General features: G+C 43.0%; 15 protein-coding genes. 14 read left to right on the plus strand and 1 reads right to left on the minus strand.

All coding sequences use genetic code 11. The features are described from left to right. The first annotated feature begins 2 nt into the window (after nucleotides 1-2). The 6 genes from queG to folE all read left to right on the plus strand — a co-directional run bounded on the left by queG (nucleotide 3) and on the right by folE (nucleotide 5,404). Nucleotides 3-1,193 (plus strand): tRNA epoxyqueuosine(34) reductase QueG, encoded by a 1,191-nt coding sequence (queG, locus tag ACSBOP_RS02910; RefSeq protein ID WP_442602997.1) that lies wholly within the window; start codon nucleotides 3-5, stop codon nucleotides 1,191-1,193. A gap of 4 nt (nucleotides 1,194-1,197) precedes the next feature. Beyond that, on the plus strand, nucleotides 1,198-1,731 hold the full coding sequence (locus ACSBOP_RS02915) for a methylated-DNA--[protein]-cysteine S-methyltransferase (protein ID WP_442602998.1): 534 nt from the start codon (nucleotides 1,198-1,200) through the stop codon (nucleotides 1,729-1,731). Nucleotides 1,732-1,829: 98 nt separating this feature from the next. Continuing rightward, complete coding sequence (locus ACSBOP_RS02920) at nucleotides 1,830-3,341, plus strand: FAD-dependent oxidoreductase (protein WP_442602999.1); 1,512 nt, start codon at nucleotides 1,830-1,832, stop codon at nucleotides 3,339-3,341. A 54-nt stretch (nucleotides 3,342-3,395) separates the two neighbouring features. Beyond that, entirely contained in the window at nucleotides 3,396-4,427 is a 1,032-nt protein-coding gene (locus ACSBOP_RS02925; protein ID WP_442603000.1) for an HD-GYP domain-containing protein, read from the plus strand. A gap of 95 nt (nucleotides 4,428-4,522) precedes the next feature. Then, a complete protein-coding gene (locus tag ACSBOP_RS02930; RefSeq protein WP_442603001.1) occupies nucleotides 4,523-4,729 on the plus strand; it encodes a YneF family protein in 207 nt (68 codons plus the stop codon). A gap of 84 nt (nucleotides 4,730-4,813) precedes the next feature. Beyond that, nucleotides 4,814-5,404: a GTP cyclohydrolase I FolE gene (gene folE / locus ACSBOP_RS02935; RefSeq protein ID WP_442603002.1), complete on the plus strand. Its 591-nt coding sequence runs from the start codon at nucleotides 4,814-4,816 to the stop codon at nucleotides 5,402-5,404. A gap of 59 nt (nucleotides 5,405-5,463) precedes the next feature. On the opposite strand, the gene ACSBOP_RS02940 is transcribed toward folE, so the two are convergent. Continuing rightward, nucleotides 5,464-6,375: an AraC family transcriptional regulator gene (locus ACSBOP_RS02940; RefSeq protein WP_442603003.1), complete on the minus strand. Its 912-nt coding sequence runs from the start codon at nucleotides 6,373-6,375 to the stop codon at nucleotides 5,464-5,466. A 186-nt stretch (nucleotides 6,376-6,561) separates the two neighbouring features. Between ACSBOP_RS02940 and ACSBOP_RS02945 the strand changes: the two genes are divergently transcribed. The 8 genes from ACSBOP_RS02945 (at nucleotide 6,562) to ACSBOP_RS02980 (ending at nucleotide 17,122) form a co-directional block, all read left to right on the plus strand. Further along, nucleotides 6,562-8,310, plus strand: a complete 1,749-nt coding sequence (locus tag ACSBOP_RS02945; RefSeq protein ID WP_442604352.1) for a glycoside hydrolase family 35 protein — start codon at nucleotides 6,562-6,564, stop codon at nucleotides 8,308-8,310. Between the two features lie 97 nt (nucleotides 8,311-8,407). Continuing rightward, nucleotides 8,408-9,154, plus strand: a complete 747-nt coding sequence (locus ACSBOP_RS02950) for an IclR family transcriptional regulator (RefSeq protein ID WP_442603004.1) — start codon at nucleotides 8,408-8,410, stop codon at nucleotides 9,152-9,154. A 231-nt stretch (nucleotides 9,155-9,385) separates the two neighbouring features. Then, a complete protein-coding gene (locus tag ACSBOP_RS02955) occupies nucleotides 9,386-10,735 on the plus strand; it encodes an ABC transporter substrate-binding protein (RefSeq protein WP_442603005.1) in 1,350 nt (449 codons plus the stop codon). Between the two features lie 133 nt (nucleotides 10,736-10,868). Then, nucleotides 10,869-12,668, plus strand: a complete 1,800-nt coding sequence (locus ACSBOP_RS02960) for a cache domain-containing sensor histidine kinase (protein ID WP_442603006.1) — start codon at nucleotides 10,869-10,871, stop codon at nucleotides 12,666-12,668. Beyond that, complete coding sequence (locus tag ACSBOP_RS02965; RefSeq protein WP_442603007.1) at nucleotides 12,661-14,283, plus strand: response regulator; 1,623 nt, start codon at nucleotides 12,661-12,663, stop codon at nucleotides 14,281-14,283. Before ACSBOP_RS02960 ends, ACSBOP_RS02965 begins: the two co-directional genes overlap by 8 nt. 108 nt (nucleotides 14,284-14,391) lie before the next feature. Then, on the plus strand, nucleotides 14,392-15,282 hold the full coding sequence (locus ACSBOP_RS02970) for a carbohydrate ABC transporter permease (RefSeq protein ID WP_442603008.1): 891 nt from the start codon (nucleotides 14,392-14,394) through the stop codon (nucleotides 15,280-15,282). Then, on the plus strand, nucleotides 15,279-16,154 hold the full coding sequence (locus ACSBOP_RS02975; RefSeq protein WP_442603009.1) for a carbohydrate ABC transporter permease: 876 nt from the start codon (nucleotides 15,279-15,281) through the stop codon (nucleotides 16,152-16,154). Before ACSBOP_RS02970 ends, ACSBOP_RS02975 begins: the two co-directional genes overlap by 4 nt. Nucleotides 16,155-16,216: 62 nt before the next feature. Beyond that, a complete protein-coding gene (locus ACSBOP_RS02980) occupies nucleotides 16,217-17,122 on the plus strand; it encodes a cation diffusion facilitator family transporter (protein ID WP_442603010.1) in 906 nt (301 codons plus the stop codon). Nucleotides 17,123-17,158: the final 36 nt, after the last annotated feature.

A 17,158-nucleotide genomic window follows, 5' to 3' on the forward strand; every position in this document is an offset into this window, starting at 1 on the left:
GCTTGCAATGGGATATAGACGAGGCTTCGCCTCAGGCATGGAAACAGCTTAAACAAGAGTTAAAAGACGCAGCATCGGAACTTGGCATTGATTCGATTGGATTTACATCAGGGAAGCCTTTTGAGGGTTTGAAGGAAATTTTACAGAACCATCGGGATAAAGGGTTTGAGTCGGGCTTTGAAGAATCGGATTTGGATAAAAGGGTACAACCGGACCTCAGCTTCGATGGTCCGTTATCCATACTTGCGATTGCTGTTGCATATCCGTCAAAGCTCCAAGATCCGCCGCGCTCCGAACCGGGCGCTTATCGGGGAATGATTGCAAGAAGCGCATGGGGAATCGATTATCACCATGTCCTTCGCGATCGCTTGGCTAAACTTGAAAATTGGCTAAAAGAAAGAGTTCGCGGCGTACGGACGTTAAGCATGGTGGATACCGGCGCTTTCGTGGATCGGGCTGTGTCGGAACGTGCGGGCGTTGGTTTTATCGGAAAGAACTGTGCGGTTATTACCCCTGAATGGGGCTCTTGGGTGTACTTGGGGGAAGTCATTACGAACATTCCATTTCCTGAGGATACGCCGATAACTCAATTGTGCGGGGAATGTACGAAGTGTATTGATGCATGCCCAACAGGTGCGCTAGTAGGACCAGGACAATTGAATGCGTCGCGATGCGTATCCTTTCTTACACAGACCAAGGGTGTTATTGAAGATGATGAACTGAAGAAAAAGATCGGTAATCGGTTATACGGATGTGATACGTGCCAGATCGTATGCCCTTTTAACAAAGGGAAGAATTGGACCCATCATGAGGAGCTGCAGCCCGATCCAGAGATCGTAAAGCCGCTGCTCATTCCACTGTTAACGATGGGTAATCGCGAATTTAAAGAAACATATGGCATGAGCGCTGCCGCTTGGCGAGGCAAAAAGCCGATTCAACGCAATGCGATTCTCGGGTTAGGTAATTTCAAAGATCGTTCAGCAGTACCTGTTCTTGGGAAGTTATTGAAAGATGATCCAAGGCCCGATATTCGGGCGACAGCAGCTTGGGCACTTGGCAACATTGGTGGCGAAGAAGCGTTGGATGTCATTCGCAAGGCGAAAGCATTTGAAAATGATGACCTCGTACTTAAAGAGCTTGAGCGTTCACAAGAGAGGTTGATGCAGGTCATCACAAGTGATGAGGGAGAGTGAACCGATGAAATCAACAACGGTAACAAAGCTGTATTGGGACGAAATGCTGCATACACCAATCGGATCACTGGCGTTAGCCGCAACGGATCAAGGACTGTGTTCGATCGAATTTTCAGGACAAGCAGATGCGGAGTCTAAGCTGTCTGCTTGGGCAGCGCGATATATCGGCAATTATGAGTGGGAACATTCGCCTGAGCAGCTTCGCGCTGTTCGTGAGCAGTTGGAAGCTTATTTTGAAGGTGATTTAACAACATTCGACGTGCCACTAGATTTATATGGCACCGGCTTTCAGCTGCGCGTATGGAAGGCCTTGCAGGACATTCCTCATGGCCGTGTAGCTTCTTACAAGGACATCGCAATCGCAGTCGGTTCTCCCAAAGGTGTCAGAGCGGTTGGCGGCGCCAATCATAACAATCCAGTGCCACTCATCATCCCTTGTCACCGCGTCATTGGTGCAAACGGCGCGATGGTCGGTTTCGGTGGAGGCCTACCCATTAAGGAAGCCCTGCTGCGGTTAGAAGGTTATTTAACAAATTAATTTCATCATGTTCAGTCACCTCCCCCATCACAGAAGACATCCCCAAAATCTTCCCTTCATACATTCAGCAAGTTACTTCAAATCGATAAGGAGTTCCTATGAAATTAAGATCAGGTTATACCATTGCACGACTTCTTCTCATCACATCCTTACTTTTTATTACCGCATGTAAACAAACATCATCTTCAAACGTACATACCGAACATGCAAGTTCCAAAACGCCAGATATTGTTGTGATCGGCTCTGAAATTGAAGGTGTCTATCTCGCTCGAGCGGCCAAAGATGAAGGCTTATCGGTTACGATTCTCGATCCACGAGAAAAGCTTGGCGGTCAGCTGATTCAAGGTGAAATGCTCTATCTGGATGAACCTTTTGATGATAATGGCAAGTCATTGCTGCAAGGGCGTGTGAAACAACTATTTGATGATTACAAAAAAGGAACGATCCGTAAAAGTGAAGATTTCCAAAAATACTATCATTCACTTTTAGATGGCATTCAGATTGAATCCGGCATTCGCATCACAGGCGTCGAAATGGATCCAAAATCAGATCCAAAGAAGATCAAATCGATCTCCTACCAAACACCATCTGGTGAAAAGAAACAAATCTCTGCGCAATATTGGGTCGAAAACACTGATTTCGCTGCCTTATCCAGTCAACTGAACGTTACACGCATTCCTGGAATTGAAACGGTATTCGGCGGTTCTCCGAAAGAGCATATGGCCTCGACCTATATGATGAAGTTCAAGAACGTGAATTGGAGCGAGTTCGAGCAGACAGTAAATGCATTAAGTAAAGAGGAAAGAGAAGAAAAGTACGGGGGTAATACCCATGTAAACCACACCTTTACTTACGGGTTTGGCAATGTCGGAAGAAGTTATAAGCCGACTAATAATCAAGTGTTCTTGCGGGGATTGAATACGATCAATATGCGAGATGGTGAAGCTGCGATTAATGCTCTTCTCGTATTTAATGTGGACCCGTCCGATCCAGCAAGTATTCAAAAAGCAGTAGATATTGGAAAGTCAGAATCTGAGCTTGTCGTCGAACATCTTCGTAAAACTTTGCCAGGATGGGAGAAGGCGGAGATAAATGGCACGACTCCTTATTTGTATGTTCGAGATTCGGATCGATACGAGACGAATTATGTCTTACAAGCTTCGGATCTTTTATCAGGCAAAATGTTTGAGGATAACGTCAGTATTGGCGGCTATTCAATCGATTTACAAGGCATACAATCGAATCCATGGGGTAAAACCATTGCCAAGCCAGATAAATATGGCATGCCGCTGCGCTCTTTTATGATAAAAGGATATAGCAATGTACTTGTTGCAGGTAAGAATGTCGGTGCATCCGCTGTTGCTTATGGCAGCGCGCGTATTCAACCTAATACATCATTAGCTGGGGAAACCATTGGTTACATACTGGGGCAGATCCATGGTAAGAAGATGCTAGGGGATTTAAAAGAGAAAGACTTTGCGCAGCTAACAGAATACATTCGCAAGAAACATAATATTACCCTGCAAAATGTAACCGCAAATAACAAGATTAAAGACTGGACCGAGCAGCAAGTTGAAAGTCTGAATAAAGGGATAATAAACCCGAAGTAATCTTTAGTTTTCCCTACTAAAAGCCGACATAAACTCTGAGGGGAGCGACCTATTATGAAATATGTACATATTGACTCCGTAGAGTCTGGGCAATATTTGGGAAGAACCATTTTTACGAGTAACGGTGTGGTTATGTTATCCGAAGGTGTACAGTTAACGGTCTATATGATTACGACGCTGCGCAGAATCGGTGTTACGATGATATATATTAAAGATCCGAACTACCAGGATATTGTGATCGAAGATGTTGTATCCGATGAGACGAAGCAGATTGTAATGAAACAGATGGGGGATACGTTTGAATCTCTCCGCTCTGGTAAGGAATTAAATACACGTTCCTTATCTCAATCAATCGATAAAATGCTCGATGATTTGTTTCGGAATAAAGAGATTTTGCTGCAACTAACGGATATTAGGACAAAAGATAATGAGATGTATGTACATGCGCTCAATGTGTGCATGATGTCTACGCTGATTGGGATATCCATGGAACTTAATGCGCTGCAATTAAAGGAACTAGCAACAGGCGCGCTCTTACATGATGTTGGGAAGGTAGAAGAGAATACTGATGATAGCGCGGAAGATCTGAAACAGCATCACACATGGCGAGGATATGAACTGCTCAAGAGTAAGCGTGAATACTCGTTGCTTATTGCGCATTGTGCATTCCAACATCATGAGGCGATTGATGGCACAGGAATGCCACGGGGACTTAAAGGTGAGGACATTCACCTCTATGCGAAGATCGTTGCGGTGGCTAACGCCTACGATAATTTGTTATTTAACCAGATGGATGGGAAAAATATGCTGCCCCATGAGGCTTGTGAACATATGATGGGTTGGTCGAATACGATGCTGGATCGGGAAGTGATGATTCATTTTCTTAAGACGGTATCCATTTACACGACAGGCTCGTCGGTTCGCTTATCAACCAAGGAAACAGGCGTAGTCGTTGGGCAGCACAGAGGCTTGCCGGGACGTCCGATTATACGAATTATTAAAAACGACGGGGGTCGGGATATGGATGTGAAAGAAGTCGATTTATCCAAGCATACAACCGTGTTTGTAGAGGATGTCCTAGCGTAATGCCACCATAAATATTGCTATTTGTGAATGGTAGGACGACATGGTATGATGTTTTTAAAATTTATCATTATTCAAGCTTTCGGAGGGATTACAAGATGGTGTGGCTTTATATCGCAATTGCTTTAATCGTAGGACTAGCAGGGGGATTTTTCATCGGCGTATTCTACTTGCGTAAACAATTAGAAAAAATGCAAAATGACCCAGAAATGATCCAAAAGATGGCCAAACAAATGGGGTACAATCTTAATAAGCAGCAAATGAATAAGATGCAAGGCATGATGAAAAAACAAAAGTTCAAATAAACAATGAATGATGTGTAGGCATGCGATAACAAGCAATCGTCTGCACATTATTATGTTTATAAGGGAGTAGAGGAGGAATTAAGAATGCCAGCTAAAGAATATAAGAATGAGCATGTCGGTAACAACCGCGAGCAGATTGAGTCGCATATCCGAGAGATTCTAAGGCTCATTGGGGAAGATCCTGATCGGGAAGGTCTACTAGATACACCTGCTCGAGTGACGCGTATGTATGAGGAGATCTTTGCCGGGTACAGTGCGGATGTTGAGGATGTACTTGGTGTTACATTCGATGAGCAGCATGAGGAGCTTGTCATTGTAAAAGATATTGTTTATTACAGCCAGTGTGAACACCATATGGCACCATTCTTCGGTAAAATCCATATTGGTTACCTGCCAAGCGGTAAAATTACGGGACTAAGTAAATTTGCTCGTCTTGTTGAGGCCGTAACACGTAGATTGCAAGTCCAAGAACGTATTACATCCGAGATTGCGGACATCTTGGAAAAGGTGCTGAAACCGCACGGTGTGATGGTTGTGGTTGAGGGTGAGCATCTATGTATGTGTGCAAGAGGCGTGAAAAAGCCGGGCAGCAAGACGATAACATCAGGCGTACGCGGTCGTTTCCGTTCGGACTCCAATTTGCGAGCTGAATTTTTGTCCTTAATTAAAGAGTAGTAAATAAGATAAGAGCTGAATGGGTAGAAAATCTACCTGTTCAGCTTTTTTAGTTCTAATTATTTGCCTTTGGCATGCTGCCGAAATTGTAGGGGAGGCATTGCCACGACAGCGCGAAATGCACGACTGAAGTGGGCTGACGATGAGAAGTGTAGCGTGAGTCCTATCTTTTCGATACTCCACTCTGTAGTAACTAACAGATGCTTCGCTTCACGGATGCGTACATGACGGAGAAAGTCACTCGGTGCGATGCCATATACACATTTAAAGCAGTGATGCAGGTGGGTACGGTGTACGCTTAGATGCCGTGCCAAATGGCTCATACGAACGTCTTCTAGCACATGCTCCTCCATCCAACAAGCAGCTTCACGAGCAAGTTTCAGTTGAGAGGGCTTAATTTTCGATAAGGTTAAACTACCTTCTTTTGTCTTTAAAAACCAGCTTGCTAGAATACCGATAATCTCAAGTAAGCTGGAGTGGATGTGCAGCAGCTGGATCGATTTCTCCATCTGAATTCGAATGTCATCTTGTTGAACGAAACCTTTTTGGTCCTTAAATGCCCCATCTCTACTCATCTGCTGCAAGCTTTCCCCAAACTCCGTTAAGAACCGCCGTACGCGATCGATCAGTTCCGGGTTTTCGGCATGGCGAATGACAGGATCGACAGCAAGTTGAAAAATGGCATGAATATCGTGTTGTTCCGCATCAAAATGGAAGCCGAAGAACGAACAACTTTCTTTGATTTCCATGTGATGAAACATATCTGATCCGATCATAATGGCATCTCCCGGATACAGCACATAGAGTTGACCGTTTACCCATTGATAAATTTCACCCTCTACACAACATAGAACTTCGAAGAAGGGATGGCGATGGTTCGGATACGTCCAACCTGCTGGCTGTTTGGCATACTCCATGCCTGGTAATCGAATGGCACTGTATAAATTCGGTAACGCAAATAAATTATCCATCCGTCTATCCTTTCGGCTCACACATTGTTAGATGCAAATTAACTACAATTATATAAAAAGTCAGGACGATCTGAAATGGTGAATTTACTTTTCTGGTGCTAGGATGAAGTCATCGTTTAAAGTGAACTGAATTAGGGGGGGGAATACCTAATGGCAAAGGAAGCATCATGGTCGAAGGTTGCTCAGATGAACACATTTGGCATTGAAGGTAAACATTTTGTAAGCAATGGTAAACCGGTGCAGCTTATTTCGGGTGCGATTCATTATTTTCGTGTACTACCTGCGTATTGGGAAGATAGACTACTAAAGCTCAAGGCATGTGGCTTTAACACCGTTGAGACGTATGTAGCTTGGAATATTCATGAGCCGAAAAAAGGTGAGTTTCAATTTGAGGGTATGACTGATCTGGTTCGTTTTATTGAAATGGCAGGTGATCTGGGGCTTCATGTCATCGTTCGTCCGAGTCCATACATTTGTGCAGAGTGGGAATTCGGCGGGATGCCGGCATGGCTGCTAGCTGATCCGGGTATGCGCTTGCGCTGCTATCACAAGCCATTCTTAGACCATGTGGATGCTTATTACGATGTGTTGTTACCAAAGCTTGTTCCACTGCTTTGCACGAATGGTGGTCCGATTATTGCCATGCAAATTGAAAATGAATATGGCAGTTATGGCAATGACATTAAATATCTGAATCATCTGAAAGAAAGTATGATTCAGCGTGGCATTGACGTTCTTTTGTTCACATCAGATGGTCCAGAAGACTTTATGCTGCAAGGCGGCATGGTTCCAGACGTCCTAGAGACGGTTAACTTCGGCTCCAGACCCTTGGAAGCATTCGAGAAGTTGAAGGAATATCAATCGGACAAGCCGCTGATGTGTATGGAATTTTGGAATGGATGGTTCGATCATTGGAGTAAGGAGCACCACACCCGTGATGCTGATGAAGTGGCACAAGTATTCGAGGCCATGCTTGCTGCAGGAGCGTCGGTGAATTTTTATATGTTCCATGGAGGTACGAATTTTGGCTTCTATAATGGAGCGAACTATGCAGATAAATACGCACCAACGATTACAAGCTACGATTATGATGTCTTATTGGATGAGTCTGGTGAACCAACAGATAAGTTTTATAAAGTACGTGATGTAATTAGCAAATTTGTAGATTTACCTGAGTTGAAACTACCCGTTCAGATGCCGAAGCGGTGTTATGGGGAGGTATCATTCACGCAGCAAGTAGGGTTATTTGATTCGTTACATGTATTATCATCGCCGATTCAGTGTACATGCCCAGAGACGATGGAAGCGCTTGGCCAGGACTACGGTTTTATTTTATATACAACGCATGTATCAGGTCCAAGACAGGAAACGGAGCTAATCTTGCAGGACGTGCATGACCGTGCCCTCATTTTCTTGGATGGTCAATATCTAGGTGTGATTGAGAGATGGAATCCGCAAGATCAGATCCATCTTGCAATTCCTGCTGGTGGGGCGACCTTGCAAATTTTAGTTGAGAACATGGGCAGAGTGAACTATGGTCCGTTTCTGAAAGATCAGAAAGGGATTACAGAAGGCGCACGCTTAGGGAATCAATTCTTATACGATTGGACGATTCATACGCTGCCATTAAATGATTTAAGTCGATTAAATTTTGGCGAAAATAATACGGATGTGCAGGCCCAGCCTACTTTTTATAGAGGAAATCTCCAAGTTGATGTACCGGGTGATACATTCATAAAGTTATCGGGATGGACCAAGGGAGTCGTTTATGTGAATGGGTTTAATTTAGGACGTTATTGGGAAGTTGGACCTCAGCAAACCCTCTACGTACCGGCTCCACTGCTGCGTGAGGGTGAGAATGAGATCGTACTATTCGAACTGCATGGTGCCAAAGATTACTGTGTTACGCTGCAAGATCGGGCGGAATTGGGCTAATTGAGGGAATCTGCTATTTACGTTCCTTTCCATTTTCAGTTATACTATAAGAAACTGTGTTTCATATGGTGAAACATTTATTGAAGGTGATAAAGGGATGGAAGATGGTAAATTAACGGTTCGTGCTGTAGAGCGGGCCTTGGATATTTTGTTATGCTTTACCCAGGTTCACGAGCTTTCATTGACGGAGATTTCGCAGCGCGTGGACTTGCACAAGAGCACTGTTCACCGGCTGCTTGCTTCTTTAGAAGTTAAAGGTTTTCTTATACGAGACGCTGCCAGCGATAAGTATCGCTTGGGATTCAGCTTATGGGAGCTGTCAGCGAATCTATCCCAGAGCGATGATCTCGGAGTGATTCTGCTGCCAGAAATGGAACGGTTGCGTGATTCACTTGGCGAGACGGTATCTCTTTACTTGCGTGATGGGATGGAACGCGTCCGCATTCAAGCGGTGCAAAGTAATCACGCCATCCGGCGTGTTGCACCGGTTGGGGCTCGGATGCCCCTCTTCGTGGGGGCATCAAGCAAAGTGCTCACCGCCTATGCGGACGAGGCGGTGCAAGAGCAGGTGCTGCAGGAGGCGCAGCGGTCGACCCCAGGGTTCGACCGTGACTCGTATCTGCAACATCTGCGGGAAACCCATAGGATGGGCTATGCCACATCCTTTGAAGAGCGCGAGCCCGGTGCAGCGGCAATCGCCGCACCGGTGCTCGGCCGCAGCGGCAAGCTCGCTGCAGCGCTTGCGGTGTCAGGTCCGGCGAATCGCCTGACACCGGAGATGATGTTGGCGTACGCACCGATCATCATCGAAGCAGCTCGGCGCATGGGCACGATGCTGCCTTAATCGCAACTAACATCCACACTTCTTTGGATCAGACCTTGCCGACAAAGCGCAGGGTCTGATTCCTATTTATCCCCTCCAAGAGATAACTTCTACTCCTAAACACGATCTAAATTTCAAATCAAATAAATTATCATGGAATCGAAAAAAAGATCATTACAGATAATTTCATGTAAGCGCTATTATTGGAATGTGCTTAACAAAAGATTTTATTCTTTTTAGGGGGATAACGAAATGAAAAAACGAGTTGTGACGAAGAAACTTTTTGTCGGAGCAATGGCAGTTATGATGGGTACAGGGCTGGCTGCATGCGGTTCGAAAGAAGAAACAGCAGCAACAGCAACCCCAGGAGCGGCATCACCTTCAACAGCTACACAACAACCTACACAAGCACCGACAGCCAAACCTGTTACATTGAAATTCCCAATTTGGTCTACGGTTACTCAAGATAATTTTGCAAAATTAAAATTGATTGAAGAATACAAGAAAGTGAAGCCGAATGTGACGATCGAGGTCGAACTGCTGAAAGATACAGAGTTCGAGAATACGATGAAAATTCGTAATGCGGCCAATGAGCTTCCAGATATTTTAACATTGAAACCATCTTGGCTCTTGAACTTCAAAGATAACATCATCCCACTGGACGATTTGAAAGCAGCACAGAACAATTTGTTCGCAAAAGACTACGCAATCGACGGTAAAATCTACGGTGTTCCGCAAGACCGTTTTAACGAATTTGTCTGGTACAGAAAGAGTGTATTTGCAGAATATAACCTTCAAATTCCAAAAACATGGGATCAATTCATTGAAGCAGCACAGAAAATTAAAGACGGCAAGAAATATACACCTTTACTGATGGGTGGTAAAGATGGATGGCCAGATTACCCGTTCAATGAATTCATGCCAGCACTTGAAACGGGCGACGGTCATATATGGAACTCTATGGCTGCTGTAGATGAGCCATTCTCGAAAGATCAACCCTTCTACAAAGCCTATGCGAAAATAAAAAAATTGTATGATGCCAAAGTAATGGGTAAAGACCCACTTGGTATTGGTTGGGATCAAGCGAAGGCTGCATTCGGCGCCAAACAAGGTGCTATGATTGCTTCCGGTCAATGGTTCGTCTCCGATGTTGAGAAAATGATGAATGGTGACATGAGCGACATCGGTGCATTCTTGCTGCCAGTCAGAGAGAAAGAAACCGATAAATTAAATACCATCACAATGGTAGATACATTCTTCACGATCCCTAAAGCATCCAAAAATCAACAAGAAGCGAAAGAATTCTTAGAGTGGTTCTTCAGCAAAGATTGGTATACAAAATTGATGACAACGTCCAAGATTGCATCAACGATGAAAGGTATAGATATCGACTTAGGCGCTACTTTCAAACCGGCATATGAGAACATAGACCTGAACTACGTTGTATATGCTGGCACGAACGAGAGCTACAAGAAAATCGAGTCCACTATTAAATTTGATGTGAAGAAAATGGGTCAAGACATGATGGCAGGCAAAGATTTTGAGAAGATGATGACAGACATGAACAAGCAATGGAAAGATGCTAAATCTAAAATCAAGTAATCGCATAACAAATTAATTTCACCAAATATAGTGGCTGCTGAATGATAGCGGTCGCTATATTTTTATATTATTTAAAATAATAAATCTATTATAATTAATTAAGATATCACGAGGCTGATAGACCAAGAGGAGAGTGGGCGCCATCAAACGTAAGGGTTTGACATATAAGTATTTAAAAGTGTTTATCCTGCTCATTGTGATCCCCATTTTCTTTATCAACTTTTTAATTTATACCGTTTACTCGCAGATTTTAATGAACAATTCGATTGATCGTAACTTGCAAGCGATGGAGCAGATTTCGTTTGCGGTTGAGAGTGAGATTAAGCGGTTAATATTCGCTGCTGCGAGCATTGCCAACGGTAATAAGAATGAAATTGTCGAGCTGGTGACGAATTGGAATCGAGCCGAAGATTTATCTACGAAGTTCCATTACTCGGATGATATTGACGCACGACTTGGTTATTTATTTAACTATCGAAGTGATTTACAGGCTGTCATATTCTTTTTCCGAGATCAAGGTCATTATTTTTATAAAAGTGGGTTAAGTCTGTCCGAAGATGATGTTCGTGAGCTGCAACCCTATCGGGCCGCACTTCAGCACAAAGGAAGGGCTGTCGTTCCTGGAGCACTGAAGACGATTACGGAGAACACGAAGGATAAATATTTACTCTCTATCTTGCTTAGTCCTGATGTCAATGGCGCGCGCAACGATGTAGAGATGATTTATATGGCATTGCAGACGAGCTACTTGGATACTTTTTACTCGGGTTTTAAGTACAATCGGATCGGCGAAATGCTCATTTTGGATGAGAATGGAACGGTTGTCGTCAGCCAAAATAAGAATCTGATGGGTACAAAGCTTGACCATTATGATGCACTTAAGCCGTATTTAGGTACGGATGCGAAATCCGTTAAAATGGATATAAATGGTAGTAAGAAGATGATTACAACGTTCCCGATCGAGACGACGAACTGGAGCATTGTGAACGAGATGGATTATCAAGTCATTACGCAGGATATCTCCAAAGTCTTCCGTATTTCGATCCTGATTTCAGTAGCGATTATTGTCCTGTTTTTTGTCTTTTCTATCTTGTTCTTTAGAGGGATATTAAATCCTGTTAATGATTTGATTCGTAAAATGAAAGATGTGGAACGCGGCAATTTTGATGCCAAAATTGATTTGAAGGGGGATGGTGAAATTCGTCATCTGAGTCATACCTTTAACAAAATGACGACCGAGATTAAGCTTCTAATGGAAGAGCGAGACTTGAAGGAACGAGAGCGAAGTCAGGCTGAGATTGAAGCCTTACAATCGCAGATTAACCCGCATTTTATTGCAAATACATTAAATTCAATTCGGCTTATGGCCATGATTGCTAAGGTTGACAGCATCCGAAAGATGATCGAAGCTTTTACGAAGTTACTCTCGAATTCTTTTGGCAGGGGAGGAACGCTAGCGTCGGTTCAACAAGAAATGGAAAGCTTGGAGAACTATATCTACATCATGAAAGTTCGATATGGAGAGCAGTTTGATGTTCAGTTCGATATGGAAGATCAGATTCAAGATTACATGATGCTCAAGATGCTGCTTCAGCCGATTATTGAGAATGCAATCCTACACGGTGTGAATCAAATTGAGCACAAAGGGATGATTACCGTTCGAGGTTACAAGCAAGGTGAGGGATTGTATTTTGAGGTTACGGATAATGGGGTAGGGATGACAGAGCAGCAGCTTCAGCAGTTAATGGCTCGTGGCAGTCGGATTAAATACGGCTTTAACAGCATTGGAATGCGGAATGTAGATCAGCGTATCAAGCTGAACTATGGTCAGCAATATGGACTTGAAGTTGAGAGTGTCATTGATCAATTCACACGGGTTCAGATGTATCTACCGATCATTATGAATGAAGGCGAGGAGAATCCGCATGTATAAAATGTTAATTGTGGAAGATGAGCACATTGTCAAAGTGGCACTGAAGTCATTAATTAACTGGAACGAGTATGGCTTTGATTATACATACGAAGCGTCTAACGGCAAGCAGGGTTTGGATATCCTGAAGCAGCATCCAGACATTGATGTTGTGATTACGGATATTAATATGCCTATTATGGATGGTCTGCAGATGATCAAAGAGATCCGGAATTTGGGGCTCTCTCCGCAGATTATCATTCTAAGTGCGTATGATGATTATGTGTTAGTTCGGCAAGCCCTTAAATTACAAACGTCCGATTACATGTTGAAAAATGAGATGGACTCCGATCATATGATTCATTTACTGAAAGAAATGAAAATCAAGTTGGAAGCCAAAAGCTATGAGCGTCAAAGTATTCATTACCCACCGAGTGTTAATAAATTGTCTAAAGAGCATGTGTTCAAGCAAATGACGAGCAGCAAATGGACTTCGGAAATGCAAGAGAAGATCGAAGAGCAGCAGATTCGTTTGACATCACGTAATCTTATTGTCTGCTACATCTGGATTGATGACTATGATGCAATAACGGATAAATATGATGAACCGACACAGAAAACGTTCGAGACGACCGTTCTGAATATTATGTATCAATGTTTGGATGAGGCCAATGTGGGAGAAGCCTTTCATCTAACGAAGCAGCAGTATGCCTGTGTTGTCTCACTGCCGAGTACCGGACTTAGTCAAATCCGACATGCGCTGACGGAATTGTTATCCCAAATCGCTTCCAATTTAAAGCATTACATGAATATTAGTGTTTCAATCGGAATTAGTGATGTGCGCACAGGCTTTGAACAAATTCAATCTCTGTTTACACAGGCGCAGAAACATGCCAGTCTTCGCTTTATTTTTGGGAAATCAAGGCTTATTTTTCCAGAGCATGCAGCAGCCTTTGTTGGAACGGCAAGTACTCGACTTTCAGGTAAGGAAGCTGCATATATCCAAGCTTTAAAAGATGCAGATCAAGATCAGGCATTACTCGAACTTGAACACTTATTCTCGATTATTGTTCAGACGATGTCAGATCAAATCGATGATTTGTATGGGCAATATAGGGAACTGCAATTTATCGTAATGCGATATATTTATGATCTAGGAGAAGAAGCGGAAGAAATGAATCGGATCGCAAAGCAGTTGTATTATACGATGACGAAATTTGAGACATGTGAAGAGATACATATGTCTATGCGTGACATGACAGTGAATATTATTACGTTCATGAAAACTCGTAAAGATACGACAATCATTAGTGCTGTTAACCGCGCCCAGCAATTTATCAGAGCGAATTATTGTGAAGACTTAACCTTGAAGATGGTTAGTGATTTTGTGGAATTAAGTGAGAGTCATTTCAGTCATATGTTCTCCAAGGAAACCGGAGGGACTTTTACCGATTTTCTGACCAAGACTCGGGTAGAGCGGGCGAAGGAGCTTATTGCGACGACGAATATGAAGGTGTATGAAATTGCGGAGAAAGTGGGGTATACGAATACGGAGCATTTTAGCCGTGTATTCAAAAAAGTAACGGGCTTTTCACCTGCACATTTTAAGCAATGCGAATCGATGCCGGGAATCCAATGATATATCATGTTAACCGAAAAATACATCATTAATTCCGCTAGTTGTAAGCGCTATTATTAGTGTGTACATACGTCATGCATGCTTTATTTCGAGGAGGCGGACAGGATCATGCTTACACTAGCTAGGCAAAAAACGTTATTGCTTATTACTTTCTTGTTTATCCCGGTCATTCTGCTTATCTTATTCGTTATTTATCCGACATTCGAATTGTTTCGAATTAGCCTTACAGACTGGGATGGTCTGAGTAAGACGCAAAATTATGTTGGAATAAGTAATTTCGTTAAGGTATTTACAGAATCAGCTGATATTTGGCTTTCACTGAAGAACAATTTGATTTATTTTATTGCACATTTGATTTTTATACCGATTGAATTAATGATAGCTATTGTGCTTGATAGTAAGATTCGCGCCAGTAAATTTTTTAAGACAATGGTATTCATGCCCTATATTATTAATGGGGTTGCCATTTCGTATATTTTCGCTTTCTTTTACAGTCCGATGAATGGTGGATTGAACGGCATTCTAGAGATGCTAGGTCTTGATTCTCTCATTACAGGTTGGTTAACGAATGAACATGTCGTCAATTTCAGCTTGGTGATTGTGTCCTTATGGCGGTTTAGTGGCTTTCACATCATTTTATTTCTCGCAGGTCTACAATCGATTCCGCGGGATCAGATTGAAGCTGCGATGATCGATGGTGCCACGGTTATCCAGAGATTTAAGTACATTATGATTCCAGGCGTTATGCGTGTCCTGCAAATCTTATTGTTCCTTAATGTTAATGGTGCGCTGCAAGTGTTCGATATTCCTTATATTATGACGCAAGGTGGACCTGGTCACGATAGCAGTACGTTTACACTCTACACGCTAGAGACTGCCTTTAAGTTTAACAGTTTTGGAATGGCTTCTACGATGGGAATTACGATGTTGTTCTTTATTATCATATTGAACTGGATTCAGAATCGGGCGTTAAGAACGAAAGGAGTGGGTGAAGAATGAAGGTAGATGTTGGACTTAATCGGAACACACCTGCCATTTCATTTAATCGCACGCGGTTTTTTAGTCTTGCTGCTAGGTATGTCTTGCTTGCAGCAATCTGTGTGATTGTTGTTATCCCGCTGCTGATTGCCATCTTTTCTTCTTTTAAAACTTCGGTTCAGATCGGTTTAGAATTTTCGTTACGACCGCCCTCAGAGTTCAATTTGGACAATTATAAAATCGTATTTACACAAGGTAATATATTTACCGGCTTTTTAAACTCTATGATTCTTGTCGTGGTAAGTGTCGTGGTCAATGCGTTATTGAGTGCGATGACGGCTTATTGTTTGAATCGCTTTGATTTTAAATTAAAAAAAGTCATACTCGGTTTATTCGTAGTCGGAATGATTATGCCTGCGATGATCACGGAAATCTCAAGATTCACAGTCATTAAGAACTTGCATCTGTACAATACGATCTGGGCACCCATTGTGATCTATGCGGCAGCAAATCTGATGCAGCTGTATATTTATTTTCAATTTATGGAGAAGATCCCTCGCTCGTTAGATGAGAGTGCGTTGATTGACGGAGGGAATTATTTTACTGTTTTTTGGAAAATTGTATTCCCGCTCATGGCACCCGCTACAGCTACACTGGCGATTATTAAGGCTGTTGATGTCATCAATGATATGTACGTACCGTACTTGTATATGCCTTCGGAGAAGCTGCGAACCTTAACGACGACATTGATGTATTTTAGCAGTTCGAAATTCGGGGCATGGGAATACTTGAGTGCGGCAATTGTAGTTGTTATGCTGCCGACATTGCTTATTTATCTGATCTTTCAAAAGTACATTTTTGCAGGTATTGTTGCCGGGGCAGTTAAAGAATAATGCTATAGGTATGGCATTATTATCCCGTCAGCGGCTATACTAAACATGAAGGAGGGATCCTTATGTCTGTACAAAGCCGCTCATCACTCATCGCAGTTTGGATTTCACTCCTAGCTAATATTGTGTTAACGGGTATGAAACTGATTGTCGGTTTTTTGTTTCAATCGCAAGTATTAATTGCAGATGGTATTCATAATGCGGGCGATGTGATCGCAGTTGCGACTGCTTATAGTGCAATGCGAGTATCGAATAAGCCAGCGGACGATGATCATCCTTATGGACATGGGAAGGCAGAAGTGCTTGGCGCTTTCATGGTCGCGATTATCCTCGGATTAGCTGCAGTTTATATGGGCTTCCATGCCGTTGATGCATTCTTTGGACCTGCGCCAAGTGTACATATTATCGCCTTTATTGCTGCCATCGTATCTTTAATAATCAAACAGGTATTGTACGTTTATACCATGCGTGTAGGACGAGAAGCGAATTCCAAGGGACTCATTGCAACGGCTTATGATCATCTTGCAGATGTTTATGCTTCTATTGCAGCAGCTGCGGGTATTGGGATTGGGCTTTTAGGCGACTTCTATCATATTCCGATCCTTGCTTACGGGGACCCCATTGCGGGACTTATCGTTTCTTTTCTCGTATTAAAACTGGCTTGGGAGATGGGGAAGGAATCGTACGATATTCTAATGGAGAAGTCCGTGGCACCAGAGGAACTGGATGCATTTGCTGCATTGATTAGTTCCGTACCTGAGGTTAAAAGGATTGATCGTCTTCGTGCACGCGAGCATGGTCACTATACGCTGGTTGATGCACGAGTTAGTGTGCTAGGAACGTTAAGCATTCAGGAAGGCCACGATGTTATTCGTGTGATGAAGAACAGTATTATGATGGCTTACCCAGAAGTGGATGAAGTACTTGTTCACTTAAATCCGTGGTATCCAAAAGACGATAATCGAGGGTGAGTAGAAATAGAGGTAGCTCCTGCTTAGGGGCTACCT

Origin of the sequence: Paenibacillus sp. KN14-4R (assembly GCF_052180255.1) — a bacterium.
In the GTDB taxonomy this organism is placed as follows: domain Bacteria; phylum Bacillota; class Bacilli; order Paenibacillales; family NBRC-103111; genus Paenibacillus_AM.